This window comes from Paenibacillus pedocola, assembly GCF_031599675.1.
In the GTDB taxonomy this organism is placed as follows: domain Bacteria; phylum Bacillota; class Bacilli; order Paenibacillales; family Paenibacillaceae; genus Paenibacillus_AQ; species Paenibacillus_AQ pedocola.
The window spans coordinates 5,879,172-5,902,838 of record NZ_CP134223.1 but is presented as its reverse complement, the minus strand read 5'-3'; the positions used below and the strand labels follow the sequence as shown (position 1 = coordinate 5,902,838).

Sequence of the window (23,667 nt, the reverse complement as noted above, 5' to 3'; positions counted from 1 at the left end):
CTAATTTACTTTTTTTGATAGTTTGATTGTTTTGAAGTTAACTGAAGCTACTTTTTTTTATTCAGGTAATAATAAGTTGCGAAAAACCCCCCAATGCCTAATACAATAAGTCCTCCACTTATGGCGTGATCTCCTGCAGTATTGTTTTCGGAGATGATTCCTCCGGGGAGCATCATATCGATTAAAATCATTAAAGAAAAAATCAAAGCGTAGATAAATACGCAATAGAAAATTTTATTTTTGGTTTTCGAATAAATATAAAGACCACCTATAAAAATAAAGAAATTAACCGCAAACCATTGCGGGTTCAAAATTTCGGATTTCCCCATAAAGGTAAGAACTAAAATGAGGATGCCTAAAAAAATATCCGTTTTAATTATGAAAGGAATCATTTTCTCGAATTTTTGCTTCAATGTAATTCCCCGCCGCCTTTCTTCATGTGAAAAGTACGAATATAAGAGACATTCTCCATTTTACATAAATGGATGAATGTCTCTTATAAATTTTAGAAAGAGGATCCTACAAGATATCCGGAAGCCACAGTGCCGGCAATGTAAACAATTGCAGCCGGTACAGCAACAGGTGCGGCAGCTACTGCAGACATAATGGTGACCATACCAAAGATTCCAGCACCAATATTGCCCCAATTCACTTTAGATCCGCCATTTATATCTAAACTGTTTTCATAGGTTAGTTCAGTAAAGCCAGAAGAGTATGCAAGCATTAATCGTTCACTCCTTTAGATTTAATTACGGGCGCAATCCTGTACCCGTTAGGTATCCTGATACTATTGAGCCGCCAACTGCCATTGCTGCTAAAGGCAAGGATACAGGTGCAGTAGTTACTGCTGCGACGATAGTTACCATTCCTAGGATTCCATAACAAACATTATCCCAGCTTTTTCCGCCTACAATATCCAGCATTTCATCATAGGATAAAAGTTCAAATCTAGTATTCATTCCGAGTTCCATTTCTTCACCTCCCTTCATGAGCATGAATGTTAAGCCTGACTAAAGAACTGAAGGGTTAATTCCTATAAATACATCTATAATTAAATCTTCTGGGGATTGAGACGGATCCAACTCATTTACATTCACGCTGTAGCCTGCAGTAATCTGTTGTAAGTCATTGGAAGCGATAAAAGACAATACGTCACGATATGTATTTTCTAATAATGCAGGATTGCCAGTATGTCTTGCACAGACAGCATTTACAAGATGAAATTTATCTTTAAAGATATACGGTTTTTCAGGTTGAAAACGTTTATTAGTAGGAACCAATATTTCTATATCAACTATAGTTCCTATAGATATTTGTTCTACTCCAAAAGTTGCTGTAACAATTGGACCTTGTTTTTGAATATTCATTCTTTCTAGATACTGCCCGATCTGTATTAATGCCTGCTGTATATCTTCTTGCTTTATTTTCGTTCTCATTGAAAGTACATTGTCCAGCCGTAATTCTTGGCCTACTGCGATATTCCCCATAGGATTCTCCCCTCAAGTGCCGGTTATGGTATTCTTTCTAAAAGCAACATGATGAGCATAACTGGCTTGAGATATTACATAAATATCCTTTATTGTATATTTACTCAAAAGAGGAAATATGTTATATTATGGCCTTTGAAAGAGACAAAGATAATTAGCTTCAAGAGTGTGTATCACGCAAATTGTAATTTAGTGAATTTTATCACAAACTTTTTGTCGAAATTCTATTATCTTTACATGTATGGTTAGGAATTAATGTGAAGTAATGTCATTTACGATGGTTTTTTTCAGGAGGCGTGCTTTTTTTGACAACAACCATTCCTAAAACAAAAATTTGGTGCTCACCGGTCGATCTGCATGAGGCACATGCCGCTCTTTTTCGCAAAACCCTCTACTTGCCGGGTACCCAGCCACAGGATACTTTTAGCAGCATTGAAGTAGAAGACCGTAAAGCAATTTACAACGAAGCGATGATTCAGTCCATCCGGGCGGAGATGAAGAAAATCAGCGAATACATCCCCATCCCCTATATTGTATTTCTGGCGAACGCAGAAGGCTGCGTGCTGGATTTAATATGCTCCTCGGATAAACTGGAGGCAGAGATGCTGCAAGCCGGATTATGCCCGGGCGTGAACCTCGGTAAGTCTGTGTCTGGGCTTAATGCAGTCTCACTCTCCATGGAAATGAACTGTATGAGTATAGTTAGGGGGAAGAACATACCGATCCAGCCTTTGAAAAATGGAATTGTGTATGCGCGCCTTTATTCGTGGATGGTAGCATACAGGGCTATGTGGATATCTCCTTTGGCGTGGAGCAGCAGATCGAGTTTGCCATCCCGTTCGTACAGCAATTAGCGGAGAATGTTACGGATAAATGGATGAACCAAAATATAGACTTGCAGAAATACAGATTGGATATGATTTTTGGCGAATACAAGCTGACTGCGAGGGAGAAAGACGTTGCTTCACTGTGGCTGTCGGAAAAAAGCGCGCTGCATATCTCCAGTGAACTTGGCATTAGCGAAGGTTCTGTACGCAATGTGGTTAAGAGTATTTATTTCAAAATGAATGTAAATGACCGCTGGCAATTTACCAAAAAACTAATACATTAATGAATGGTTAGAGTTAAGGGAAAGAGCTTCCGCTCGAAATCATATAGATTGCAAAAAGCGGCTATCCGCGAAGTCTATCAGGACTTCAGGATTAGCCGCTTCTTTGTGTATGGCTTATTTATAAATTAGCCGCAGGAACAGTTCAATACCGGCTTCCGCGCAGCCTGGGTCTCATCCAGACGGCTGATCTCCGTAGTGTGCGGGGCGTTGATCACGATCTCCGGCGTTTCCTGGGCTTCCTTGACGATTCTAATCATCGTTTCAATGAAGCCGTCGAGCGTTTCTTTGCTCTCCGTTTCGGTTGGTTCGATCATCATACATTCTTCAACGGTCAGCGGGAAGTAGACGGTCGGCGGGTGGTAGCCGAAGTCGAGCAGGCGTTTCGCTACATCAAGTGTACGCACGCCGTATTGCTTGAGATTCCGGCCGGACATGACAAATTCATGCTTGCAGACACCCGGGTACGGGATTTCAAAATACGGCGCCAGCCGGTGCATCATATAGTTGGCGTTCAGCACAGCGTTCTCGGAAACCACACGCAGGCCGTCCGGTCCGTAGGTGCGGATATAGGCATAAGCACGGACGAGGATACCAAAGTTGCCGTAAAAAGCTTTGACCCGGCCAATCGATTCCGGTCCGCCGTAGTTCAGCGAGAAGCTGCTGTCTTCGTTCTGGACTACAGTTGGCTGCGGCAGGAACGGAATCAGCTTCGCTTTTACGCCGACAGGTCCTGCTCCCGGGCCGCCGCCGCCGTGCGGGGTGCTCATGGTCTTGTGCAGATTCAAATGCACGACGTCGAAGCCCATATCGCCCGGGCGGGTGATGCCCATGATCGCATTGGAGTTTGCACCATCGTAATACAGCAGGCCGCCTGCTTCGTGAACAATCTCGGCGATCTCGACAATCTGCGTCTCGAACAGCCCGAGCGTACTCGGGTTGGTCAGCATCAGCGCAGCGGTATCGCTGCCGACGGCTGCTTTCAGGGCTTCAAGATCAACCATTCCTTTGCTATTTGAAGGAATAGTTACGGTTTCCAATCCGGCAGCTGCAGCACTGGCCGGGTTAGTGCCGTGCGAGGAGTCCGGCACGATGACTTTGGTGCGCTTCTCGCCGCGGCTCTCATGGTAAGCGCGGATCATCATTAGGCCGGTCCATTCTCCATGGGCTCCGGCGGCGGGCTGGAGGGACACAGCATCCATACCTGTGAGTGCGGCCAGATCCTTTTGCAGGGTATACATCAGTTCAAGTGCGCCTTGAATGCTTTCTTCCGGCTGGTAAGGGTGAATCTTGGCCAGACCTGGGAAGCGGGCGACATCTTCATTGATCTTCGGATTATATTTCATCGTACAGGAGCCGAGCGGGTAGAAGCCGTTGTCGACGCCGAAGTTGCGGCGGGAAAGGGCAGTGTAGTGGCGGATGACATCCACTTCGGATACTTCCGGCAGTACAACTGGCTGGCTGCGCAGCAATCCGGCCGGGATAAGCGACTCAATCGCTTCATCCTCGGGAACATCGCATACCGGCAGGGAATAGGCTGAGCGGCCGGGACGGCTAAGCTCAAAGATCAGACTTTGTTCCGGTTTCATATACAGCCCTCCAATAGCTTAGCGAATTGGTCGATTTCAGACTTGCTTCGTTTCTCGGTGACGGCAATCAGCATATGTCCGGCAAGCTCCGGATAATCACGGCCCAGATCATAACCGCCGATAAAGCCTGCTTGAATCAGCTTCGAGTTAATCTCACTGACGCTGCTTCCTTCCGGAAGCTTCAGGACGAATTCATTGAAGAACGGCGCGGTGAACGCAGGGGCTGCACCATTCAATTCTCCTAGCTTGCCTGCAGCATAATGGCTTTTGCGGATATTCAGGCCGCCAACCTCGCGCATGCCTTCTTTGCCCATTACGGACAAGTATACGGAAGCGCACAACGCCAGCAGTGCCTGGTTGGAGCAGATGTTCGAGGTCGCTTTTTCGCGGCGGATATGCTGCTCGCGGGCCTGAAGGGTCAGGACGAAGCCGCGCTTACCGTTACGGTCCACCGTCTGGCCGACGATCCGGCCCGGCATGCGGCGCATCAGCGGCTCCGCTACAGCGAAGAAGCCGCAGGTTGGACCGCCGAGTGAAGCGGGAATGCCGAGCGGCTGCGCGTCACCGACCACGATGTCGGCCCCGAGCTTACCCGGCGTTTCCAGAACGCCCAGCGCCAGCGGGTTGGCACTAACCACGAACAGGCCTTTTACCGCATGGATCAGCGGTTCGATGGCCCCGAGGTCCTCGATCGCCCCGAAGAAGTTCGGGGACTGCACCAATACTGCTGCAGTATCAGCGTCGATGGCTTCAGCCAGCTTCGCCTGATCGGTTACGCCGTCTTTATAGTCAATTTCCACGACTTCCAGACCCCAGGCGCCGGCCGAAGTGTGCAGCACTTGGCGTGCCTCCGGGTGAACCGTGCGGGAAACAATCAGTTTCTTGCGTTTCGTAGCACCGGCAGCCAGGACAGCCGCTTCCGAGAAAGCAGTAGCGCCGTCATACATACTGGCATTGGCTACTTTCATGCCTGTCAGCTCACAGATGTAGGATTGAAATTCGAAGATCGCCTGTAGCTCGCCCTGGCTGATCTCCGGCTGATATGGGGTATAAGCTGTATAGAATTCCGAACGGGAAATAACATGATTGATGACAACCGGGATATGGTGGTCATAGAGCCCGGCGCCGAGGAAGCTGGCATGGGTATCGAAATTGGCATTTTTGTCGGCCAATTCTTTCATATGGCGGAGCAGAGCGTATTCATCCAGAGCTTCCGACATCGGCATCGTGCCCTGATAACGGACAGCCTGCGGAATATCGGAGAACAATTCCTCCATGGACTGAATTCCGACCGCTTCCATCATCTCTTGGCGGTCTTGTTCAGTCATGGGCAGATAACGGTGTTTCATTGCGGCTTCACTCCTTGGCTCTTTTTGTAGAACGGCGCTTTGACGACAGCAGCCTTCAGCTGCTTGCCGCGGATCTCCACGTAAACTTCTGTGCCGATTTCACTGTAGGCTGCATCCAGCAGCGCAAGTCCGAGATTGCGTTTGAGTGTCGGGGACTGGGTTCCGGTGGTCACTTCGCCGATCTTCACGCCATCCGCGTAGACGGGGTAATGGGAGCGGGGGATACCCCGGTCGATCATTTCCAGTCCCACGAGGCGGCGGGGCAGGCCGGCTTCCTTCTGCTTCACCAGCGCTTCCTTGCCGATAAAGCCGGCTTTATCCAGCTTGACGAAGAACTGCACGCCCGCTTCCAGCGGGGTGATGTCCGCCGATAGCTCCTGGCCGTACAGCGGCAGCTTCGCTTCGAAGCGGAGTGTGTCGCGCGCGCCGAGGCCGGCGGGCGTAAGTCCGTGTTTGCTTCCGGCTGCCAGCAGGCCGTTCCATAAGGCGGCTGCTGTATCCTGCGGGGCATACAGCTCGAAGCCGTCCTCGCCGGTGTAACCGGTACGGGAGAGGAGCACCTCTACACCGCAGACCATGGCGTGCTCGATGAAGTGAAATGGCTTCAGCTCAGTGACCGGTGCCGAAGTAACTTCGCTGAGGATGATCTCAGCCAGCGGGCCCTGCAATGCCAGCAGCAGAGTTTCGTCCGAGACATTCTTCAGGCTGACTCCGCTGAATTCAGCAGTGAGATGCTCCTGCAGCCACTGGAAGTCTTTGTCGATGTTGGAGGCATTGACGACGAGCATGTAGCGTTCTTCGCCGAGGCGGTAGACCAGGAGATCATCCACAACTCCGCCGTTAGGGTAGAGCAGCAGGGTATACTGCGCCGCGCCGTCCGTGAGGCGGCTGACATCATTGGTCGTCATTTGCTGCAGGAAAGCTTCCGAGCCGCTGCCGGAGACCAAGAATTCCCCCATGTGCGATACATCGAACAATCCGGCCTGCTGGCGGACGGCTTCGTGCTCCTTGACGATTCCGGTGAACTGCACCGGCAGCTCCCAGCCGCCGAAATCAATACATCTTGCCTCTGCATAAGCAGAATAAAGGTCGTAAAAAGGCGTTCTTTTCAAATCATCCATGTGCTCACTCCCTTGGTCTAATTACATGCAAGCAAAAGCGGCCATTCCGCTCCCGGAAGGTTGCGGTGCCCGGTTCTGTAGACAATAAAAAAAGGACAGAGCGGAGGCCAAATACGCGCTGCGCGCATAAATAGCCTTCCGCTCTGTCCTTTGTACCTGAGAGTTACCCTGCACAGCATTTCATCCGGCAGGTTTCCCCGTTGGTGATCAGTACGCTGCAGGTGCAGGGCCTGATGCTCTCCAGAGATGCGTCCGGCAAAGGTCCTTTTGCCTGAGAGATTCACCCGCTTCGGGGCTTACTCCTTCGGCGCTGTCTTCGTGAGACAGTCTCTCCCTATGCCATCATTCGCAAACCATATGTTTTTCTATCCTGAAATTTCAACATCTGAAGTGGCGCGAACAAGCGCCATGAATGTCTGCTGTCTCCATTAAACCGGGTATCAAGGCGCGCTGTCAACAAAAAAACGTCAAAAAGATGACAAATTTAAATTTCCTGTCAGTAATATTGACATTGCGGAGGACGATAACTTAGTCTATAACTAAATTTACAACACCAAATTCGGAAATGAGGCGGCTTGAAATGAGTGAAGTGTTAGACAACCTGCGATACAGCGAAGAGCACGAATGGGCGCAGCAGGGTGAAGGACGCGTAGTACGGGTCGGGATTACGGATCATGCCCAGCATTTGCTCGGTGATATCGTATTTGTGGAGTTTCCGGAAGTGGGTTCAGCTATTTCTGCCGGCGACAGTGTAGGCAGCATTGAGTCTGTGAAGACGGTTTCCGAATTATATTCACCGGTCTCGGGAAAGGTGACCAAAATCAACGATGCGCTGGAGGCCAGCCCGGAACTGATTAATGACGAGCCATACAGCGGCGGGTGGATTTTTGAACTGGAGCTTGACGGTGAGTATGATGAGGCTGTTTCCGGACTGCTGGATGCGGCTGCTTACCGCGAACTGGTCGGGGAATAACACTTGGATTTATAAAATTTTTCAGACAAAAAAAGGCTGCCCGCTCCTTTTCCGGAAGGGGGCAGGCACCCGTTATCTACAGGACGGATTTCACACATGATTAAATACTATGTGCGGGGTCTGTCTTTTTGCGTTTCTGCGGGCTGAAAAATGTTACTGCTCCTCCTCTTGCAGCTGGCGCAGGACAATCAGCTCTACCCGGCGGTTCTTCTGGCGGCCCTCTGTAGTCGAATTATCGTAAGCAGGTCTGGTGTCGGCATATCCTGCATACTGGAAGGTAGCGGGACTCAGCCGCTCACTGTCCAGGAAAAAGCGCAGCACCGAAAGGGCGCGGGCACCCGACAGCTCCCAGTTGTCACTGTACCGCGATCCGGCAGATACCGGAGTATTATCCGTATGCCCTTCGATACTGATGGAAGCCCCGATGCCGCGGAATAATCCGGAGAGCTGGCGTAAGGCCGGAAGCGCAGGCGGCTTCAGTTCAGCTCTGCCGACATCGAACAGAAAGCGGTCGCTCAGCGTAATGGCTATGCCCTGCGGCTTGTCCGCGACAAAGATCTGGCCGTCAAGATTATTGTCATCGACATATTTAGTGATAACCCCCATCAGGGCAGCCAGCTTAGCTTCCTGCTCGCGAAAAGCCAGCTCCCGCGCCGACGGCTGCACATTCTGGCTCTCCCCGGAGGCTCCGGTGCCAGCACCTGTGCCTCCTGATTCCGATCCTTCGCTGTTTCTGGCGCTCTCGCCATTTCCGCTGCCGCTATCTTCTTCCTGCCCGTTCGCGGGGCTGCTGTTCTGACTTCCGTTTTCGCCGTCCAGCAGTCCGCTACCGCCTTCAAGTACAGGGTTCCCGGTCTTAAAGGTCTCGGAGAGCGACCCGGTGACGATTTTATATTTTTCCGTATCCAGGCTGCTCATAGCGTACATGATGACGAAAAAAATAAGCAGCAGCGTAATCAGATCCGCATAGGTAATCATCCAGCGGTCCCTGGGTTCATGCGCGCTTCCCCTGCGGCTGCGCCGGTTTCTCTGCCTCATAGCAGGCCTCTTGAAGGGCTGTCTTTATCCGCTGCTGAATCCGCCACAAAAGAGCTCAGCTTCTTGCGCACGAGCTGAGGATGATCCCCGTTCTGCAGGGCAAGGATACCGACGAGAAGCATTTCCATGCTGTTCAGCTCCGTTTGGCTGCGGGATTTGATTTTGGAGGCGATGGGTAAAAATATTAAATTAGCACTCGCTACACCATATAAGGTTGCTGTAAATGCGACGGCTATGGATGAACCCAGATTGGACGGGTCGGAAAGATTGCTGAGTACGTGAATAAGTCCCATGACTGTGCCGATGATGCCCATCGTCGGAGCATAGCCTCCAGCCGCCTCGAAGATTTTGGCATAGCTTTCGTATTTCAGCTCTTTGGCATCCATATCCAGCTCCAGAATCTGGCGGACCTGATCCGGATCTGTTCCGTCGACAATGAGCAGCAGCCCTTCACGGGTAAAGGGATCGGGATGCTCCTCAGCCTGCTCCTCCAGTGCGAGCACTCCGCCCCGCCGTGTAATGGCAGCCATAGATACTAACTCTTCCGCTTTGACATAGTTGGTATCCGGCTGTCTGCCAAAAGCGATACGCAGCGCAGACGGTATGGAGCGCAGTTTGGAGGCGGGAAAGCTGATGAGAACAGCGGCAAGCGTTCCTCCGAATACAATGACGGCGGCGTTGAGCTGCAGCAGACCGGACAGGTTGCCCCCTTCCCAGAAGAAACCGCCGACGAGTGCGGCCAGTCCAGCCAGGAGGCCGATGATTGAGGTGATATCCATAGGATCAGTCTCCTTAGTTTTCAATATATTATGGTTTGCATCAAGGTAGGCAACACTGTATAATAAACGGGAACAGGTATTCTTATCTTCCATATTTTTTTGTATCGTATGGGATCAGGACAATCAGACCACAATTATAATATATTACTATATTTTAGACGATAGAGGGGAGACGGGCAAATGAGCGACATTGTCGTCAGTACGAAGACTTTTAAACTGGAGTCCGAGTATACACCCCAGGGCGATCAGCCTCATGCCATAGAGGAATTATTGAACGGCATCCGGCAGGGCAAGAAGCACCAGACGCTGCTGGGAGCAACCGGTACAGGGAAGACCTTTACCATTGCACAAGTGATATCTAAGCTAAACCGGCCCACATTGGTTATCGCACACAACAAGACGCTGGCTGCACAGCTGGCAAGCGAGTTTAAGGAGTTTTTTCCGAGCAATTCCGTCGACTACTTCGTCAGCTACTACGATTACTACCAGCCGGAAGCCTACATTCCCTCCTCCGACACCTACATCGAGAAAGATTCCAGCATTAATGAAGAGATAGATAAGCTGCGGCACTCCGCAACCAGCTCCTTGTTTGAACGGCGCGACGTTATTATTGTGGCGAGCGTATCCTGTATTTACGGTCTCGGTTCGCCGCAGGAATATGGAAGTCTTCTGCTCTCATTGCGTGTAGGCATGGAGAAGCCGCGCAATCAGATTCTCAGCCGGCTCGTGGATATCCAGTATCAGCGCAATGACATCAATTTCGTACGCGGCACGTTCCGTGTGCGCGGAGATGTTATTGAGATTTTCCCTGCATCACAGGGAGAACATGCCATCCGGGTCGAGCTGTTCGGTGATGAGATTGAGCGGATTACCGAGATTGATGTCTTGACCGGAGAGCTTATCGGGGAACGCGATCATATAGCGATATTTCCAGCCTCTCACTTTGTTACCCAAGAGGAGACAATGCGGGTTGCGCTGGTCAATATTGAACGCGAGCTGGAGGAACGGCTGGCGGTGCTCCGCGAAGCAGGCAAGCTGCTGGAAGCCCAGCGTCTGGAGCAGCGGACCCGCTATGATATCGAAATGATGAAGGAGGTCGGCTTCTGCTCCGGGATTGAGAACTATTCCGGACCGCTGACCTTCCGGGAACCGGGAGCGACCCCGTACACCCTGATGGACTATTTCCCGGATGACATGCTGATTGTCATTGATGAATCCCATGTCACACTGCCGCAGATCCGGGCCATGTACAACGGTGACCGGGCGCGCAAGACTGTGCTGGTGGAGCATGGCTTCCGCCTGCCGTCCGCGCTGGACAACCGGCCGCTGCAGTTCGAGGAATTCGAAGACAAAGTAAAGCAGATCGTCTATGTCTCAGCAACACCGGGCCCTTACGAAATGGAACACTGCGACACGATGGTGCAGCAGATCATCCGGCCTACCGGTCTGCTGGATCCGATTATCGAGGTGCGCCCGACAGAAGGGCAGATCGATGATCTGATCAGCGAGATCCGTGAACGCGTAGAGCGGGACGAACGGGTGCTGGTGACTACACTGACGAAGAAAATGTCAGAGGATCTGACTGATTACTTCAAGGAAATCGGCATCAAGGTCCGCTACATGCACTCCGACATTAAGACGCTTGAGCGGATGGCGATTCTGCGCGATCTCCGCCTCGGTACGTTCCACGTCCTGGTGGGTATTAACTTGTTAAGAGAAGGGTTGGATTTGCCGGAGGTATCCTTAGTTGCGATTCTGGATGCCGATAAGGAGGGCTTCCTCCGTTCAGAGCGTTCACTGATCCAGACCATCGGCCGTGCAGCCCGTAACTCGGAAGGCCGTGTTATTATGTACGGCGACCGCATCACGGACTCCATGGAGAAGGCGATCAGCGAGACCGAACGCCGCCGGGCGATTCAAATTGCCTATAATGAGAAGCATGGCATCACTCCGACGACCATTAATAAGAAGATACGCGAAATCATCGAAGCCACCAAGGTGGCCGAGTCCAAAGCAGAATATCTCACCGGCGTGGGCGGCAAGATGAACAAGAAAGACAAACAAAGCCTGATGCAGCGTCTGGAAGCTGAGATGAAGGACGCCGCCAAGAACCTGCAATTCGAACGCGCCGCCGAGCTGCGTGACGCGTTGCTGGAGCTGCGGGCCGAATAAAGCAATACTTCCAAGTACGAACCGGAACGGCGCTTCCCAGGCCGTTCTTTTTAGATAAAGTGTCTACACCTCCCAAAGGGATAGGCTGTTGTCGGTTAGCGCATCCCGAAGGGATAGCCGCAGTGGTCAGTTAGCGCCTCCCGTAGGGACAGCCCTCCGGAGCGTCTGCATACCAGCGGTCCCGTAGGGATAAGCGCTCCTGGCACCAAGGTAACTAAGTCCATCCCACCACACTCTTTCCCCAACCCTTGCGGGTGTCCAGAGGGCGCAGCCCCCCAGGCCCTCCCTTGGAAGGGAGGGTTTGGGAGGGATCGAAAATTTTTTATAAAAATTTCTTTAAGTATTTCAATTAGGAGGTTTTACCGTTGGCGAACGAAAACATAGTAATCAAAGGCGCGAGGGCGCACAATCTCAAGAACATTGACGTAACGATTCCGCGGGACCGCTTCGTTGTGCTGACGGGACTTAGCGGCTCCGGCAAATCATCGCTTGCGTTCGATACGATCTATGCCGAGGGACAGCGTCGATATGTAGAATCCCTCTCGGCTTATGCCCGCCAGTTCCTGGGTCAGATGGAGAAGCCCGATGTTGATTCCATCGATGGCTTGTCCCCGGCCATTTCGATTGACCAGAAGACTACCAGCCGTAACCCGCGCTCGACGGTAGGAACGGTAACGGAGATTTACGATTATCTGCGCCTGTTGTTTGCCCGGATCGGACATCCTCATTGCCCGGATCACGGGATTGAAATTACATCGCAGACCGTGGAACAGATGGTTGACCGGATTATGCAGTTTCCCGAGAAGACCCGGCTGCAGATTCTGGCACCGGTCATTTCCGGACGCAAAGGCGAGCATAAAGGCCTGTTCAGCGACATCTCGAAGCAGGGCTTCGTTCGTGTGCGTGTCGATGGAGAGCTGCGTGAAGTTACGGAAGAGATTGAGCTCGAGAAAAATAAAAAGCACACCATAGAAGTTGTAGTAGACCGTATCGTCATTAAGGACGATGTACAGACCCGGTTGACCGACTCCCTCGAAACCGCACTCAAGCTGTCCGGCGGTCAAATTCTGGTGGATATTATCGGCCAGGAGGAGCTGCTGTTCAGTTCGAATTTTGCCTGCCCGGTGTGCGGCTTCAGTATTGAGGAGCTGGCCCCGCGGATGTTCTCCTTCAACAGTCCTTTCGGGGCCTGCCCGGAATGTGATGGTCTGGGGATGAATATGGTTGTCGATCCGGACCTGCTGATTCCTGACCCGGAGAAATCGATCGAAGAAGGTGCTTTTCTGGCCTGGACCGGCAGCACCTCTAATTATTATCCGCAGTTTCTCAAGTCGGTCTGCGAGCATTTTAAGATTCCGCAGAATGTTCCGGTAAGCACGCTGACACCTGAACAGATGAATAAGCTGCTGCACGGAACGGGCAGCGAGAAGATCCGCTTCCGGTATGAGAACGACTTTGGCCAGAAGAAGGATGCGCTGGTTGCCTTTGAAGGAATTATTCCTAATCTGGAACGGCGCTACCGGGACACGGCTTCTGAGGGAATCCGTGAATTTATCGAAGGCTTCATGAGTGCCAAGCCTTGTCATGTCTGCAAGGGCAAACGCCTGAAGAAGGAAATTCTCGCTGTTACGATCAATGAGCGCAATGTGGCCGATGTGACGGATCTTTCTATTGGCGACTGCCAAGAATTTTTTGAGGGTCTTGTACTGAATGAGAAAGAGACGGCAATTGCCCATCTCATCCTCAAAGAGATCAGCAGCCGGCTTGGCTTCCTGGTCAATGTGGGTCTGAATTATCTGACGCTCAGCCGTGCGGCGGGATCACTGTCAGGCGGAGAAGCCCAGCGGATTAGGCTTGCTACCCAGATTGGGTCCAGTCTAATGGGCGTTCTGTACATCTTGGACGAGCCCAGTATCGGCTTGCATCAACGGGACAATGACCGGCTGATCTCCACACTGGCGCATATGCGCGATCTCGGCAATACCCTGATCGTGGTTGAACATGATGAGGATACGATGATGGCTGCTGACTATATTATTGATATAGGCCCGGGTGCAGGGATTCATGGCGGGAACGTGATTGCCCAAGGCACACCGCAGGAGATTATGAATGATCCGAACTCCTTGACCGGGGAATATTTGAGCGGACGCAAGTTCATTCCGGTTACCTCCAAGCGGCGGCCGACCGATGACCGCTGGATCGAGATCCGCGGAGCCAAGGAGAACAACCTGAAGAATGTCAATGTGAAGATCCCGCTGGGTGTCTTTACGGCCGTGACCGGCGTATCCGGTTCAGGCAAATCCTCCCTGGTCAACGAGATTCTCTATAAGAGTCTAGCCCGGCAGTTGAATAGAGCGGTAAAGGTCCGTCCCGGTCTGCACAAGGAAATCCGCGGCCTGGAAAACCTGGATAAGGTCATTGAGATTGACCAGTCACCGATTGGCCGTACTCCGCGCTCGAACCCGGCAACCTATACCGGCGTGTTCGACGATATCCGTGATCTATTCTCCAAAACCAATGAGGCCAAGGTACGCGGTTTCCAAAAGGGCCGGTTCAGCTTCAACGTGAAGGGCGGGCGCTGTGAGGCTTGCCGTGGAGACGGAATCATTAAGATTGAAATGCATTTCCTGCCGGATGTCTATGTTCCTTGTGAAGTGTGCAAAGGCAAACGCTATAACCGGGAGACCCTGGAAGTTAAATATAAAGGTAAGAGCATCGCTGATGTGCTTGAGATGACCGTAGAGGATGCCACCGAGTTCTTCAAGAACATTCCGCGTATCCACCGCAAAATGCAGACACTGCTGGATGTGGGTCTTGGGTATATCAATATCGGCCAGCCTGGAACGACATTATCCGGCGGTGAAGCCCAGCGCGTGAAGCTGGCTTCCGAGCTATACCGCCGCAGCACGGGTAAGACGCTTTATATCCTCGATGAACCGACCACAGGGCTGCATGTCGACGACATCGGCCGTCTGCTGGAGGTACTGCATCGTCTCGTGGACTCCGGTGAATCGGTCCTGGTCATTGAACATAATCTCGACGTGATCAAAACCGCAGATTACATCATTGATATGGGACCTGAAGGCGGCAGCGGCGGCGGAACTGTACTGGCAACCGGAACCCCGGAGAAGCTGATTACCGTCGAAGAGTCCTACACCGGCAGATATTTGAAGCCCATCCTGATCCGCGATACAGAGCGGACAGAGGCCATGGAGCTGCAAACGACGGAAACTGTATAGTAACTGATACTGTTACTGTATGGCCAATGGTTAAGTACAACTCAACATTATAAGTTCTACGGTGAAGGTATCTTGACCAGCCGAAGGGTGAGTAGTTGGAATAAAGCAAACTAAATTGCTCATTTCCGCGGTTTTAGAGGGTTTAGGTGGAAAAGCTCCATCTAAATCACTCAAACTTCCTTAGATATCTGTGTATAAGAAGATCTAGTTGGACTTTTTCCCGCTACTTCGGTCTAGAACCAGATTAGGCCAAAATAGGTGGAGAAATTCCCTTTAATAGAAACCAGCCATCCCAAAAAAGCACGCCGCACGCGGTCATCCCGCATGCGGCGTGCTTTTTATGCTTGTATTTGTGTACATTTCAATATGTTTAGTCCAACAATTACGGTCCTACATGCAAGTCCTAATATGCACGGTCGAACTTGCAGGAACCAATAAGAGTTATTTAAAGTGTTCTAACTTAACTCAGCTTACTTCAACCCTCAGCGGCCAAAATCGCAGTGAACTGCTCCTGAATTACGGGAATGCCAACACGTTCAACAAAGGAATGGAAGTTCTCCGTCTCACTCCGCTGCTCGCTGTAATAAGTTATCAGCTGCTCCAGGACGGGACCCACCCGTTCCCCCTTTACCCGGCCTTTTAACGGGCGGGTAAACTGGGCAGCCGGCCCTTGATCGCCAGTGCCTAGGGTTCCTCCGATCGCGATGTCGAAGGCATCCACCATACCTTCCGGTGTTTTGATCAGTGAGCCCTGCAGGCCGATATCGGCAACATGCTTTTGACCGCAGCCGTTCGGACAGCCGATGAAATGAATCCGCAGCTTCTCTTTCAGCTGCAGCCGCTCATCAAGATATTCAGCTACACTCACAGCGCGCTCTTTCGTTTCCACGAGTGCCAGATTGCAAAATTCATTGCCGGTGCAGGATACGGTGCGGCTGATGAAATTTTTGGCCTCCGGGGACAATCTCTGTAGCACGGGTGCCTGTAGAAGCTCGGGGAGCTTGTCATCCGGGATGCCGCTGAGAATGATGTTTTGTGACATGGTTGTACGGATTTTACTTTCACCATAGGAGTCAGCCAAATCTGCTAGTTGAATAAGCTCATCGCTGTTCAGCCGTCCAACCGGAACGTTCAGCCCGACATAGCTCAGTCCTGTCTGGCGCTGCGGATGTACACCGTCGAAATAAGCGGCCTGCCAGCCGAGCGTTTTGTCTTCGCCGCGTGAAGGCAACTCGCCAATAATCTCAAACAGCTTTTCCTTGAATTTCTCAGCACCCCAATCAGCGACGAGAAACTTCAGCCGGGAATGATGGCGTTTTTCACGGTAGCCGTAATCACGGAACAGCGTCACAACACCGGCTGCGACCTTAAGCGCTTCTTCCGGTTTGACGAATACATCGAGCTTTTGCGCAAGATGCGGCTTTGCGGAGAGCCCTCCGCCCACCATCACATGGAAACCGGCGGTTTCTTTTCCGTCTATGATTTTGACAGCCGGGGTATATGACAGATCGTTGATCTCAGCTTGTCCATTGTTATAGTAATTGGCGGAGACGGACAACTTGAATTTACGCGGCAGGTTGGAGAAATCCCGGTTCAGCATGAAGAAATCATTCAGCTGCTCCACGATCGCGGTCGTATCGAACAGCTCGTCCTTGTCGATTCCCGCCAGCGGATTACCCACGATGGTCCGCGGACAATCCCCGCAGGCTTCATAGGAATAGAGCGAAGCAGCTTCCAGCCTCCGGAAAATGTCCGGGAAGTTCTCAACCGTCAGCCAGTGAAACTGGACGGCCTGCCGGGTGGTTACATCAATCAGCCCCCGCCCGTACAATCGGGCGATTTCGGCAATGGCTCTCGCCTGATCCGAGGTCATAATGCCGGTATTGATGCGGACACGCATCATGAAATGGCCGTCTCGCGGCTTTTGCTGATAAACCCCTGCCCACTTAAAAAGATCAAGCTCTTCGGCCGGGATAGAATCAAACCCCTCCAGGGCATACTTTTCAATAATAGTGCGGATGATGTCCAGCCCGTCTTTCTGCAATTTAACAAATTCAAATTTGCTCAGCTTTTCTGGATCAGCACTCCAAACCGGTTCGTAAGCCATCGTATAACTTCCTCTCTGCCAGGATATCCCCTTCAGTGATATTGCATGAATTCCGGTAGTATTCCTGAGATATTATGCTCGATGGTAACATAACACGCTAAGAACAGGCTGTGAGAGTTGTAGCAAACGATATAACGATTCTTTATAGCTTGCTTAGATCCTGCTGATAGTTCAATTACACTACAACGAGACTTCAAATCGAGTGTGCTTTGTTTTTTTCATTCGTCAACGAGGTTAATCATATTTTGAGGGCAGAAACCAGCTGTGAAAAATATTTCTTGTGACATTTACCGATTTTTTGTGGATTTCCTATTGCGCCAGGCAAATGGTAGCGATAACATAGAGGGAGATATGGATTAGAGGAACTTGCTTGACAACACTTTTGAGGAGGTAATGCCATGCTGCTTGCAGAAGCTGCTGTGCAAGAACCGTCTAAATTTCATACCTTCGATCTTTTTATGATTATGTTCACCATCCTGATCTTGATCGGCGTCTTTCGGCTGCTCCGTGCTCCCCAGAAGAACAAATTTGCCATTGCCTTCGGTGTAGTGAGCCTGCTGGTATTTGCCGTTTCCGACTATGCGATGATCATGAACTGGTTAAGCTGACCGGGAATGAACATTTACCTTTGACCTAAGCTGAGAACAACTGAACGATTTGAGGCCCACTATACCAAGATAAAAAGATCTTGAAAATCTGACTAGAAGAGGAAAGTGTTGAAGGGTCTTAAAAACTTAGGGAATGCTTCCAGATAATTCGGTGGATGAATTAATTACCGAAAATGAGCAAAAACTTCATTTCTGCAATATTCGTTTTTTTTTTTTGTAATTCCTTGATTTACAAGCTCCTTCTGACTCTGAACGATGCCAATCTAACACGAGTTCAACAGGCGCTGCTGCAAAGGTGCTTCAATCGTTTTGATGGGCGTGTAAGAAAAGTAACATATTGCAAATAACGACCATGGCCGCTTGCGACCTTGGTCGTTATTTGTGCTGAAACTGTCTGTTGAGAAGATGGGGGTCGTCTTGAATAATCCGCCGCGGTCAATATAACATATTACCTTTTAATAAAAGAAATTATGTGAGACATCTTTAAGTAGAGGGGCTTTCTCATCTTTGGCAGACAGCACGGGAGTAACATTAATAGGCCATTCAATACCGATGTCAGGATCATTCCACAAAATACCGCCATCGCATTCTGGTGAGTACAGCTCATCGCATTTGTATTGAACTTCCACGTCCTCAGTCAGCGTTATGAAACCGTGGGCGAAGCCTTTAGGAATGAGTAGTTGCTTTTTATTCTCAGCGGTTAGTTCAATACCGAACCACTTGCCGTAAGATGGGCTGCCTTGACGGATATCTACCGCCACATCATAAATGGATCCACGTGTGCAGCGGACGAGCTTGGTTTGAGCTTTTGGATTTAATTGGAAATGCAGTCCGCGCAAAGTTCCCTTAACGGCCGAATAGGACTGATTGTCCTGAACGAACTTATAGCCAAGACTTTGGTCCTGAAACTTTGCTTCGTTGTAGGTTTCCATAAACCAGCCTCGGTGATCTCCGAAGACTGCCGGTTCAACAACGAGGACGCCTTCCAGATTAGTTTTGGTAAAATTCATCATATTCACTCTTTCAGTTATTAAAATTGGATTTTGCCGTAAGCTACCTTAATCAAATATTGACCGTATCCGGTCTTACTCAGTTTATGTCCGCATTCCAGCAGGTGTTCTTTTGTAATCCAGCCATTGATATAAGCAATTTCTTCAGGGGCTGAAATTTTAATGCCTTGATGGTCTTCAATTGTTCTGACGAAATTAGTTGCGTCGACCAGACTTTGGTGTGTTCCAGTATCCAACCATGTGAAACCGCGTCCGAGCAGGGCGACATCCAGTTCTCCCAATTTCAAATAGGCTTCATTAATTGACGTGATTTCTAATTCCCCACGCTGTGACGGCTTCACTTCCTTAGCTAAAGAAACCACGCGATTGTCATAGAAATACAGGCCAGTAACCGCATAATTGGATTTAGGGTTCTCCGGCTTTTCTTCGACACTGAGAACTTTGCCGTCTTCGTCAAATTCCACCACACCGAAGCGTTCGGGATCGGGCACATGGTAACCAAAAACTGTTGCGCCGTGTTCTTTTCCGGCAGCTTGTTTAAGGATCTTGGTCATGCCGTTGCCGTAGTAAATGTTGTCTCCAAGAATCATAGCTACAGAATCTTCCCCAATAAACGATTCACCCAAAATAAAAGCTTGCGCAAGTCCGTCTGGACTTGGTTGAATAATGTATTGCAGCGAAATTCCGAATTGGGAGCCATCGCCGAGCAAATTTTCAAAACGGGGTGTATCCTCAGCAGTAGAGATTATTAGAATTTCTTTGATGCCTGCCAGCATCAGCGTGGACAGAGGATAGTAAATCATGGGCTTGTCATAGACCGGCAATAACTGTTTGCTGGTCACCATTGTGAGAGGATAAAGGCGGGTGCCGCTTCCTCCCGCAAGAATTATGCCTTTCATAACCGTTTTCGACTCTCCTTGCTGCATGTAAATTTTGGGACTAGTGTAATCTTTTTCGTATTCATTCTTTTCAAATTATATTTTACGCTTTATGTTCTTGATTTGTCTATCAGGGCAAGAATACATGTATACGCTAAGATGTCTCGGAGTAAAAAATAAATCCAGGTGTTTCTATTTTGGTGGCGGATAAGTGTGATATTTGATACAATTAATAAGTTAAAGATTTGGAAAAGACCCGCTAAATAGCGGTTTGGGAGGATATAAATGAACGAGCAAGGAATACGCAGAGAAGACGTGGAGCTGCTGGCTCCGGCCGGTGACTGGGATTGTATGCGTGCAGCAGTGGCGAACGGGGCAGATGCTGTCTTTTTTGGCGTAGAGAAGTTTAATGCGCGGGCGAGAGCCAACAACTTCCGTATGGACGAGCTGCCGGAAATTATGGCATTTCTCCACAGTTATGGAGTGAAGGGCTTTCTGACGTTTAATATACTGGTGTTTGAAAATGAGTTGGCAGATGCCAAGGAGCTGATCGATGCCTGTGTGGATGCGGGTGTGGATGCGGTGATTGTGCAGGACTTGGGTCTGGTCAAAATGATCCGCGAGATTTCTCCGGATTTCCCGATCCACGGCTCAACGCAAATGACAATTACTTCGCCGGAAGCGGTGGAGTTTACGAAGCCCTGGGGAATGGAGCGCGTAGTGCTCGGCCGGGAAAATAATCTGAAGCAAATCCGTACCATCGGGGATCAGGCCCGCCTGCCGATGGAGGTGTTCGTGCACGGTGCGCTGTGTGTATCTTATTCAGGGCAATGCCTGACTTCTGAAATGTGGGGCGGACGTTCTGCGAACCGCGGCGAATGTGCCCAAGCCTGCCGGTTGCCGTATGACCTGATGGTGGACGGAGAAGTGAAACCGATGGGGGATGTGACTTACCTGCTGTCTCCTAAGGATCTGGCCGCAATTGACCTGATGCCGGAGCTGATCGAAGCGGGCGTAACCTCCTTCAAAATTGAAGGCCGGCTCAAAAGCCCGGAGTATGTGGCTAACGTAGTGAGCAAATACCGTAAAGCGATTGACCGTTATTTTGACGGGAACTGGTCTCCTACCTCCAAGGAAGATATCCGTGAGCTGCAGCAGAGCTTCTCCCGCGGCTTCACGCATGGCTTCCTGGAAGGGACGAATAATAAGAAGCTGGTAGATGGAACTTTTCCAAAAAGCCGTGGTGTGTACATGGGGACGGTCGAGCAAATTCTGCGTGACGGTGTAGTCTGCCGCATTCATGCTCCGCTCAAGCGCGGAGACGGTATTGTGTTCGATGCCGGTGATCCGACGAAGAAGGAAGAAGGCGGCCGTGTCTATGATCTGCGCCGCAAAGGCGTGAAGCTAGAAGGCGAAGCCGGTGAAGGCTGGATCATCGACATCGTGCCGGGGCGTAATGACGTTGATCTGCGCCGCCTGCATGTCGGCGACCGCATCTGGAAGACCAATGACCCGGCGCTCGATAAGGCGCTGCGCCAGTCTTACGAAACCGAGAAGCCGTACCGCGTCTTCCCGGTTCAGGTAAAGGTAGAGGGCCGCGTCGGCGAACCGCTGGCCACCTGGTGGACCGACGTTCAGAAGAACGTTACGGTCCGCGTGGATTCGGAGCTGCTGCTGGAAACCGCGCAGAAGCGTCCGATGGATGCCGCCCTGCTGGAAGAACAATTCGGCCGCCTGGGCGGGACCGTGTTCCAGCTTGAGGCATTGGAGTCGCAGCTGGAAGGCGACGTGATCGTGCCTATGCGCGAGCTGAACAGCATCCGCCGCCAGGCGGTGGAGCTGCTTGCCGGCGAGCGCCCGAAACCGCCCGTCTACGTGAAACGGGCGGTAGAGGTTTACGGCGACGCCTTTCGCAGGGGCGCCGCAGGCCCGCGCGGTGAGGCGGAGCTCACCGCGCTGTGCCGCAGCCTGCCGCAGGTGCAGGCTGCGCTCGAAGCCGGCGTAAGAAGCATTTACGCCGACTTCGAGTTCATCAAGCAGTTCCCGGCAGCGGTGGACGCTGTGCGGGCTGCGGGGGCCAGTATTGCGTTGGCCACGCCGCGCATCCATATGCCGGGCGAGAACGGCTACCACGCCAACATCCTGCGCCTGGAGCCGGATGCGGTGCTGGTACGTAATACAGGCGCGCTGTATTACTATCTCAAGCGCCGTATGGAGCAGCCGGATGCCGTGCATCCGCGCCTGATCGGCGACTTCTCGCTGAATATCGCCAACCATAAGGCGGTGGAGCTATTCCTGAACGCCGGCTTAGATACAGTGACGCCGTCCTATGATCTGAATATTCAGCAAATGGTTGATCTGCTCGAACACAGCGATACCTCACGCATGGAGGTTGTGATTCATCAGCATCTTCCAATGTTCCATACCGAGCATTGTGTGTACTGCACCTTCATGAGCGAAGGCACCGACTACACGAACTGCGGACGCCCTTGTGAAGAGCACCGTGCTTCCCTGCAGGACCGGATTGGTATGTCCCATCCTGTCCGTGTAGACGAAGGCTGCCGCAACACTGTTTATAATGCCGTGGAACAGTCCGGTGCGGAATACCTGAACAATTTCCGTGAGCTGGGCGTAAATTCTTTCCGGGTAGAGTTTCTGGAAGAAACACCGGAGCAGGTGGCCGAGGTCATCAGCCTCTACACCCGTGCGCTGCGCGGTGAAATCTCCGGCACTCAAGTCTGGAAGAGCCTCAAGGCCACTAACCAGCTTGGGGTCACACGCGGACAACTGGTGAATGCCAAGTAAAGTCCGGCAGCATGGCGGAATATTTAACTTCTATAGATTGAACTTGAAAATAATAAATAAGGAGAAGTGGTGGAGGGGGATTTTGGAACTGGAAGAGCGGAAGCGTCCGCCTTTGTCTGCGGATTTCCACCGTGAAACGGTATATATCAAGAAATCTGCAGACAACAGCGGCTGGAAGTCCAAACATTCTCTGTAGCCACAGCCAATCCAAAATAGAAAATCACAAGTTTAATCTATAAAGTACTAATTATTATATAGAGTCAGGGTGACTCAGGGGCATATTAGCTGCGCCTGAAGGCACCCTGGCTCTTTTTGTATAAAGAGTAACAGATCCTAATATATAACAATATTACTGCCAAAAGACTTCCTGAACTGCTATAATAAATGTAATTATGCCAAGTTTCTACGGAAGCTAGGGTGCAAAGAACAAAAGCAGACAGAAGGAGCTATATCATGAAGATACGTAAGGCTATTATCCCCGCGGCTGGGTTGGGTACCCGCTTTCTGCCCGCAACTAAGGCGATGCCCAAAGAAATGCTGCCAATTGTAGACAAACCGACGATTCAATATATTGTCGAAGAAGCCGTTGCCTCGGGAATCGAGGATATTATCATCGTAACCGGGAAAGGTAAACGCGCGATTGAAGATCATTTTGATAACTCATTTGAGCTGGAGTTCAACCTTGCGGAGAAACAGAAGTGGGAGCTGCTCGAGTCTGTACGCAAATCCTCTGAGATGGCCGACATTCACTACATCCGGCAAAAGGAACCACGCGGCCTGGGACATGCTATCTGGTGTGCCCGCAAATTTATCGGCAATGAACCCTTTGCGGTTCTGCTGGGTGACGATATCGTCGAATCAGACAAGCCGTGCCTCAAACAGATGATTGAGGTCTATGACCAATATAAATCCTCCATCGTGGGTGTTCAGCCAGTGCCTTGGGAAGAGGTATCCAGGTACGGTCTGGTGGATGGCACTGCCCTGGCGGACCGTGTCTACAAAGCCAACCGGCTGGTAGAAAAGCCAAAACGTGAGGATGCACCGTCCAACCTAGCCATACTGGGACGATATATCTTAACCCCGCGTATATTTGATATGCTCGGCGAGCAACAGGTAGGGGTAGGCGGAGAAATCCAGCTCACAGATGCAATCGCACGGCTTAGCGAAGTGGAACGGATTATCGCTTATGATTTCGAAGGCAAACGCCATGATGTCGGCGAGAAAATGGGCTTTATCCAGACAACCATTCATTATGCACTGCAGCATGAGGAGCTTAAGGAAGGTCTGCTGGATTATCTTAAAGAGATAATTAACAGTGAGGCCGGGAAGACGGCCAGGCTGTAGAGTTAGTATCTGAAATGAAAAAATAATACGAAATTATAAGAAGAAAGCAGAGTAGCGACT

Annotated in this window: 20 protein-coding genes and 1 riboswitch; of the genes, 8 read left to right on the top strand and 12 right to left on the bottom strand. The window is 50.8% G+C overall.

Going from position 1 to position 23,667, the window contains the following annotated elements:
- Positions 1 to 47: 47 nt before the first annotated feature.
- The 4 genes from QU597_RS26275 to QU597_RS26260 all read right to left on the bottom strand — a co-directional run bounded on the left by QU597_RS26275 (position 48) and on the right by QU597_RS26260 (position 1,487).
- Entirely contained in the window at positions 48 to 413 is a 366-nt protein-coding gene (locus QU597_RS26275) for a hypothetical protein (protein WP_310830446.1), read from the bottom strand.
- A gap of 92 nt (positions 414 to 505) precedes the next feature.
- Positions 506 to 724 (bottom strand): hypothetical protein, encoded by a 219-nt coding sequence (locus QU597_RS26270; protein ID WP_310830445.1) that lies wholly within the window; start codon positions 722 to 724, stop codon positions 506 to 508.
- 25 nt (positions 725 to 749) lie between these two features.
- Positions 750 to 971 (bottom strand): hypothetical protein, encoded by a 222-nt coding sequence (locus QU597_RS26265; RefSeq protein ID WP_310830444.1) that lies wholly within the window; start codon positions 969 to 971, stop codon positions 750 to 752.
- 39 nt (positions 972 to 1,010) lie between these two features.
- Complete coding sequence (locus tag QU597_RS26260; RefSeq protein ID WP_310830443.1) at positions 1,011 to 1,487, bottom strand: DUF5085 family protein; 477 nt, start codon at positions 1,485 to 1,487, stop codon at positions 1,011 to 1,013.
- Positions 1,488 to 1,792: 305 nt separating this feature from the next.
- Between QU597_RS26260 and QU597_RS26255 the strand changes: the two genes are divergently transcribed.
- Together QU597_RS26255 and QU597_RS26250 are read left to right on the top strand one after the other, a co-directional pair.
- Entirely contained in the window at positions 1,793 to 2,341 is a 549-nt protein-coding gene (locus QU597_RS26255) for a hypothetical protein (protein ID WP_310830442.1), read from the top strand.
- Positions 2,296 to 2,598 carry a helix-turn-helix transcriptional regulator gene (locus QU597_RS26250; protein WP_310830441.1) on the top strand — a complete coding sequence of 101 codons (303 nt, stop codon included), beginning with the start codon at positions 2,296 to 2,298 and terminating at the stop codon, positions 2,596 to 2,598. The genes QU597_RS26255 and QU597_RS26250 overlap by 46 nt, the downstream gene beginning before the upstream one ends.
- A 125-nt stretch (positions 2,599 to 2,723) precedes the next feature.
- On the opposite strand, the gene gcvPB is transcribed toward QU597_RS26250, so the two are convergent.
- The 3 genes from gcvPB to gcvT are packed head-to-tail and all read right to left on the bottom strand — an operon-like array spanning position 2,724 to position 6,654.
- A complete protein-coding gene (gene gcvPB, locus QU597_RS26245) occupies positions 2,724 to 4,184 on the bottom strand; it encodes an aminomethyl-transferring glycine dehydrogenase subunit GcvPB (RefSeq protein WP_310830440.1) in 1,461 nt (486 codons plus the stop codon).
- Complete coding sequence (gcvPA, locus tag QU597_RS26240) at positions 4,181 to 5,533, bottom strand: aminomethyl-transferring glycine dehydrogenase subunit GcvPA (RefSeq protein WP_310830439.1); 1,353 nt, start codon at positions 5,531 to 5,533, stop codon at positions 4,181 to 4,183. The genes gcvPB and gcvPA overlap by 4 nt, the downstream gene beginning before the upstream one ends.
- Positions 5,530 to 6,654 (bottom strand): glycine cleavage system aminomethyltransferase GcvT, encoded by a 1,125-nt coding sequence (gene gcvT, locus QU597_RS26235; protein ID WP_310830438.1) that lies wholly within the window; start codon positions 6,652 to 6,654, stop codon positions 5,530 to 5,532. The genes gcvPA and gcvT overlap by 4 nt, the downstream gene beginning before the upstream one ends.
- Before the next feature lie 249 nt (positions 6,655 to 6,903).
- Positions 6,904 to 7,000, bottom strand: a riboswitch (glycine riboswitch).
- A gap of 234 nt (positions 7,001 to 7,234) precedes the next feature.
- Here gcvT and gcvH point away from each other — a divergent pair.
- Positions 7,235 to 7,627 carry a glycine cleavage system protein GcvH gene (gene gcvH, locus QU597_RS26230; RefSeq protein ID WP_310830437.1) on the top strand — a complete coding sequence of 131 codons (393 nt, stop codon included), beginning with the start codon at positions 7,235 to 7,237 and terminating at the stop codon, positions 7,625 to 7,627.
- A gap of 153 nt (positions 7,628 to 7,780) precedes the next feature.
- On the opposite strand, the gene QU597_RS26225 is transcribed toward gcvH, so the two are convergent.
- A complete protein-coding gene (locus QU597_RS26225) occupies positions 7,781 to 8,665 on the bottom strand; it encodes a flagellar motor protein MotB (RefSeq protein ID WP_310830436.1) in 885 nt (294 codons plus the stop codon).
- Positions 8,662 to 9,444: a flagellar motor protein gene (locus QU597_RS26220; protein ID WP_310830435.1), complete on the bottom strand. Its 783-nt coding sequence runs from the start codon at positions 9,442 to 9,444 to the stop codon at positions 8,662 to 8,664. Before QU597_RS26220 ends, QU597_RS26225 begins: the two co-directional genes overlap by 4 nt.
- Positions 9,445 to 9,624: 180 nt before the next feature.
- Between QU597_RS26220 and uvrB the strand changes: the two genes are divergently transcribed.
- Positions 9,625 to 11,616 (top strand): excinuclease ABC subunit UvrB, encoded by a 1,992-nt coding sequence (uvrB, locus tag QU597_RS26215; protein ID WP_310830434.1) that lies wholly within the window; start codon positions 9,625 to 9,627, stop codon positions 11,614 to 11,616.
- 365 nt (positions 11,617 to 11,981) lie between these two features.
- The gene (uvrA, locus tag QU597_RS26210) at positions 11,982 to 14,855 is read left to right on the top strand and encodes an excinuclease ABC subunit UvrA (protein ID WP_310830433.1); all 2,874 of its coding nucleotides are present in this window, start codon (positions 11,982 to 11,984) and stop codon (positions 14,853 to 14,855) included.
- 475 nt (positions 14,856 to 15,330) lie between these two features.
- Here the strand turns inward: uvrA and QU597_RS26205 are convergent, their stop codons facing one another.
- Entirely contained in the window at positions 15,331 to 16,962 is a 1,632-nt protein-coding gene (locus QU597_RS26205) for a nitrite/sulfite reductase (RefSeq protein WP_310830432.1), read from the bottom strand.
- Between the two features lie 398 nt (positions 16,963 to 17,360).
- Here QU597_RS26205 and QU597_RS26200 point away from each other — a divergent pair, with 398 nt between their 5' ends.
- Positions 17,361 to 17,570, top strand: coding sequence for a hypothetical protein (locus QU597_RS26200; protein WP_310830431.1), 210 nt, complete (start codon positions 17,361 to 17,363; stop codon positions 17,568 to 17,570).
- Between the two features lie 455 nt (positions 17,571 to 18,025).
- On the opposite strand, the gene rfbC is transcribed toward QU597_RS26200, so the two are convergent.
- The gene (rfbC, locus tag QU597_RS26195; RefSeq protein ID WP_310833416.1) at positions 18,026 to 18,580 is read right to left on the bottom strand and encodes a dTDP-4-dehydrorhamnose 3,5-epimerase; all 555 of its coding nucleotides are present in this window, start codon (positions 18,578 to 18,580) and stop codon (positions 18,026 to 18,028) included.
- Positions 18,581 to 18,600: 20 nt separating this feature from the next.
- Positions 18,601 to 19,479: a glucose-1-phosphate thymidylyltransferase RfbA gene (rfbA, locus tag QU597_RS26190; protein WP_310830430.1), complete on the bottom strand. Its 879-nt coding sequence runs from the start codon at positions 19,477 to 19,479 to the stop codon at positions 18,601 to 18,603.
- A gap of 264 nt (positions 19,480 to 19,743) precedes the next feature.
- On the opposite strand from rfbA, the gene QU597_RS26185 reads away from it, so the two are divergent.
- Together QU597_RS26185 and galU are read left to right on the top strand one after the other, a co-directional pair.
- A complete protein-coding gene (locus tag QU597_RS26185) occupies positions 19,744 to 22,263 on the top strand; it encodes a U32 family peptidase (protein WP_310830429.1) in 2,520 nt (839 codons plus the stop codon).
- A 453-nt stretch (positions 22,264 to 22,716) separates the two neighbouring features.
- A complete protein-coding gene (gene galU, locus QU597_RS26180) occupies positions 22,717 to 23,607 on the top strand; it encodes a UTP--glucose-1-phosphate uridylyltransferase GalU (protein WP_310830428.1) in 891 nt (296 codons plus the stop codon).
- The last annotated feature ends 60 nt before the right edge of the window (positions 23,608 to 23,667 follow it).

Bases quoted from the DNA above. Each gene is read 5' to 3' on its own strand.
- QU597_RS26270 (WP_310830445.1), bottom strand. From the start codon at position 724: ATGCTTGCATACTCTTCTGGCTTTACTGAACTAACCTATGAAAACAGT.
- QU597_RS26265 (WP_310830444.1), bottom strand. From the start codon at position 971: ATGGAACTCGGAATGAATACTAGATTTGAACTTTTATCCTATGATGAA.
- QU597_RS26260 (WP_310830443.1), bottom strand. From the start codon at position 1,487: ATGGGGAATATCGCAGTAGGCCAAGAATTACGGCTGGACAATGTACTT.
- gcvPB (WP_310830440.1), bottom strand. From the start codon at position 4,184: ATGAAACCGGAACAAAGTCTGATCTTTGAGCTTAGCCGTCCCGGCCGC.
- gcvPA (WP_310830439.1), bottom strand. From the start codon at position 5,533: ATGAAACACCGTTATCTGCCCATGACTGAACAAGACCGCCAAGAGATG.
- gcvT (WP_310830438.1), bottom strand. From the start codon at position 6,654: ATGGATGATTTGAAAAGAACGCCTTTTTACGACCTTTATTCTGCTTAT.
- gcvH (WP_310830437.1), top strand. From the start codon at position 7,235: ATGAGTGAAGTGTTAGACAACCTGCGATACAGCGAAGAGCACGAATGG.
- QU597_RS26225 (WP_310830436.1), bottom strand. From the start codon at position 8,665: ATGAGGCAGAGAAACCGGCGCAGCCGCAGGGGAAGCGCGCATGAACCC.
- QU597_RS26220 (WP_310830435.1), bottom strand. From the start codon at position 9,444: ATGGATATCACCTCAATCATCGGCCTCCTGGCTGGACTGGCCGCACTC.
- uvrB (WP_310830434.1), top strand. From the start codon at position 9,625: ATGAGCGACATTGTCGTCAGTACGAAGACTTTTAAACTGGAGTCCGAG.
- QU597_RS26205 (WP_310830432.1), bottom strand. From the start codon at position 16,962: ATGGCTTACGAACCGGTTTGGAGTGCTGATCCAGAAAAGCTGAGCAAA.
- QU597_RS26200 (WP_310830431.1), top strand. From the start codon at position 17,361: ATGCTGCTTGCAGAAGCTGCTGTGCAAGAACCGTCTAAATTTCATACC.
- rfbC (WP_310833416.1), bottom strand. From the start codon at position 18,580: ATGAATTTTACCAAAACTAATCTGGAAGGCGTCCTCGTTGTTGAACCG.
- rfbA (WP_310830430.1), bottom strand. From the start codon at position 19,479: ATGAAAGGCATAATTCTTGCGGGAGGAAGCGGCACCCGCCTTTATCCT.
- QU597_RS26185 (WP_310830429.1), top strand. From the start codon at position 19,744: ATGAACGAGCAAGGAATACGCAGAGAAGACGTGGAGCTGCTGGCTCCG.
- galU (WP_310830428.1), top strand. From the start codon at position 22,717: ATGAAGATACGTAAGGCTATTATCCCCGCGGCTGGGTTGGGTACCCGC.